Below are 1,732 nucleotides of genomic sequence, written 5' to 3'. Positions count from 1 at the left end.
CTCCTGGGTGGCGACTTGCTCGGCGGCGACCTGCTSRGCGGCGTGCTSGGYSARGACGGYRTYGTCGGCAGYGTGCTSGGCGGCGATCTCCTGGGTGGCGACTTGCTYGGCGGYGACCTGCTCGGCGGCGTGCTCGGCGAAGACGGCATCGTCGGCGGCCTCCTCGGCGGCGATCTGCTTGGCAACGACGGCCTGGTCGGCAGCGTGCTCGGCAGCGATGGTCTGCTGGGCGGCGTGCTGGGCGGCGGCAGCAGCCCGGTGGCCAACATCCTGGAGCCGGTGCTCGATACGGCAAGCACGGCCGGTGCGGCGCTCGAACCGGTGGTTGCCACGGCATCCACGGTGGCAGCGCCCGTGACCGACATCCTGGCCGGCGCAGCCCCGACGGTCGCTCCGGTGGTCGATACCGTCGCCAGCGTGGTCGACACGGTGGAGCATGCCGCGCCGATCGTGACCGACGTGGTCACCCCGATCACCAGCCTGGTGGACCAGGCCGCCGGCACCGGCAGCGTTCTGACCCCGGTGGCGAACATCCTGCACGGCCTGCTGGGTTAAGGAACAAGAGCAGTAGAGGAGAAGGAAGAAAAACAACGCACCAGGGCCAGGCCGCCGCGGCCTGGCCCGCGAAAGGAATCGATATGAAGAACAGCAGCAGCAGCTACCGGATACTGGCCATCGTCGCCCTCGCAGCAAGTCTTGCCGCTTGCGGAACCGCCGCCACGAGCGGACGCGAGGACGCCACCTACTACTACTCGAACAAGGCAGCCCCGGTGGCGAAGGTGGAACCACCCCCGCCCGCGCCGGTGCAGAACGGCCCCGCACTGAAGATCGTGTACTTCGACTTCGACAAATACGACGTCAAGCCGCAATACCGCAACGTGGTGGAAGCGCATGCGAGCTACCTGCGCAACCGTCCCGCCAGCAAGGTGGTGATCGAGGGCCACACCGACTTGCGCGGCGGCCGCGAATACAACCTTGCGCTGGGCCAGCGCCGGGCCGAATCCGTGCAGCGCGCGCTCACGCAGCTTGGCGTGCCGGGCGAACGGATCGAGGCCGTCAGTTGGGGTATTGAAAAACCCGCGTCGCTCGAAACCACCGAGGAGGGCCATCAGCTCAATCGCCGAGCCGAATTCAGCTACCGCTGAAACACGGAGAAACGCGATGCCTTCGATGGGAGTTCCCGGTCCGGGTGCGACCGGCCTCCCGCATTCGACTGGGGCCGAATGATGTCCTTCTCCGACCAGCTCCATGCCTGCCACGAGCGCCTGGCCTCGGTGTGCGCGGCGCTGCCGGCGCCTTATCCGGCCTTCACGCTTTTCTTCTCGGTGAGCGACGGGTCGCAGCGCGCGCACGTGGTGCACGCGCGCGCGGCCGATTTCGAAACCGCGTGGCACGAAGGCGCCGCCGCCGTGGAGCGCTGGGTGCGCGACTGCGGCATCGTCTCGCCATGGCTGCGCATCGACTGGGTCGAGGGCGCAAGCCCGATCGACTGGGCGCAGTTCAAGGCCCAGCTCGCCGGCGTCAAGCGCAACTATTTCCGCCTCGGCCTGGCCTTCGACCAGGACTTCGAGACCGCGTTCACCGAGCAGGAGCTCAATGCCAACGCCATGCTGAGCGGCGATTCGACCATTGCGCATGCAGTGGTGAATGCGCGCAACTTCGAGGCCTATGCCCAGGCGCGCTTCGCACGCGCGCTGCCGCTCGAGCTGCCGGCCGACCAGCGCGTCTACCT

At 67.9% G+C, this 1,732-nt stretch carries 2 protein-coding genes and 1 pseudogene; all 3 read left to right on the top strand.

Going from position 1 to position 1,732, the window contains the following annotated elements; genetic code table 11:
- The first annotated feature begins 102 nt into the window (after positions 1–102).
- On the top strand, positions 103–555 hold the full coding sequence (locus tag AC1DOC_RS32455) for a hypothetical protein (RefSeq protein WP_478131418.1): 453 nt from the start codon (positions 103–105) through the stop codon (positions 553–555).
- Positions 556–638: 83 nt separating this feature from the next.
- Entirely contained in the window at positions 639–1,145 is a 507-nt protein-coding gene (locus AC1DOC_RS32450) for an OmpA family protein (protein WP_015867230.1), read from the top strand.
- 78 nt (positions 1,146–1,223) lie between these two features.
- A pseudogene (locus tag AC1DOC_RS32445) lies at positions 1,224–1,732 on the top strand (glutamate ligase domain-containing protein); the annotation flags it as partial.

The sequence above is a fragment of the Variovorax sp. 01T439_2 genome (assembly GCF_056398445.1).
Note: the sequence above shows the minus strand (reverse complement) of the source record. Positions and strands in the feature narration are given on the sequence as shown.

Bases quoted from the DNA above. Each gene is read 5' to 3' on its own strand.
- AC1DOC_RS32450 (WP_015867230.1), top strand. From the start codon at position 639: ATGAAGAACAGCAGCAGCAGCTACCGGATACTGGCCATCGTCGCCCTC.